The sequence below is a fragment of the Clavibacter lycopersici genome, from assembly GCF_003576405.1.
Classification (GTDB): Bacteria; Actinomycetota; Actinomycetes; order Actinomycetales; family Microbacteriaceae; genus Clavibacter; species Clavibacter lycopersici.
The window spans coordinates 1-1,106 of record NZ_QWGT01000420.1 but is presented as its reverse complement, the minus strand read 5'-3'; the positions used below and the strand labels follow the sequence as shown (position 1 = coordinate 1,106).

Genomic DNA, 1,106 nt, shown 5'->3' with positions numbered 1-1,106 from the left:
GCCCGGCGGCCGCGCGATGAGCGACCCCCGCGCCGAGACGCTCCTCGCCGCCGCGCCGGTGCGCCCGCCCGTCCGCGTCCTGGCCGCGCTCGGGACCGCGGGCGCCTCGCTCGTCGTCCTCGCGCTCCTGGCCGCCGCCCTCGCGCCCGGCCTCGTCGCGCCCGGCGACCCGCTCGCCATCGCCCCCGCCGAGGCATTCCGCGCGCCCGGCGCCGGCCACCTCCTCGGCACCGACGAGTCCGGCCGCGACGTGCTCACGCGCGTCGTGCACGGTGCAGGCCCCAGCCTCGTCATCGGCGTGAGCGCCACCGCGATCGGGCTCGGCCTCGGCGCGGTACTGGGTCTCGCCGCCGCGCTCCTCGGCCGCGTCGCCGACTTCGCCGTCAACCGCGTCATCGAGGTGGTCTTCGCGTTCCCCGGCCTGCTGCTCGCGCTCTTCCTCATCGTGATCCTCGGACCCGGCATCGGCAGCGCCACGCTCGCCGTCGGGATCTCGGCCGCACCCGGCTACGCGCGCATCATCCGCGGGCGGGTCATGTCGGTGCGCCGCTCCGCGTACGTGGAGGCGGCCACCGTGCTCGGCCGCCCGCCGCTCGTGGTGCTCGCGCGGCACATCCTGCCGAACACGGCCGCGCCGCTCTTCGTGCTCGGCACGCTCGGCGTGGGCCAGGCGATCGTGTGGGCGTCCTCCCTCAGCTACCTCGGGCTCGGCACGGTGCCGCCGGATCCGGAGTGGGGCGCGATGCTCGCCGCGGGCCGCACCTACATCGGCTCGGCCCCGTGGCTCACGGTCGTGCCCGGCCTCATGATCGTGCTCACGGCGACCGCGTCGACCGTGCTCGGCCGCGCGCTCGAGCGACGGGTGCGCGAGTCGTGAGCGCCGGATCCGGGCAGGACGCCCCGGCCGCCCCGCCCGCCCTGCGCGTCGACGACCTCCGCGTGTCCTTCGGCGGCGTCCCCGTGGTCCGCGGCGTCTCCCTGCGGATCGCGCCGGGCGAGTGCCTCGCGCTCGTCGGCACGTCCGGCTCCGGCAAGAGCGTGACCGCGCGCAGCCTCCTCGGCCTCGCCGGCCCGGGCGCGGACGTCCGGGCGGGCGCGCTCGAGAT

The 1,106-nt window shown here is 77.9% G+C and carries 2 protein-coding genes; both read left to right on the top strand.

Annotated features, from left to right (window positions below):
- Positions 1-16: 16 nt before the first annotated feature.
- Positions 17-877 carry an ABC transporter permease gene (locus DZG00_RS15645; RefSeq protein ID WP_119455830.1) on the top strand — a complete coding sequence of 287 codons (861 nt, stop codon included), beginning with the start codon at positions 17-19 and terminating at the stop codon, positions 875-877.
- On the top strand, positions 874-1,106 hold a 233-nt coding region (locus DZG00_RS15640), incomplete at its 3' end, for an ATP-binding cassette domain-containing protein (RefSeq protein WP_119455829.1). The genes DZG00_RS15645 and DZG00_RS15640, both read left to right, overlap by 4 nt.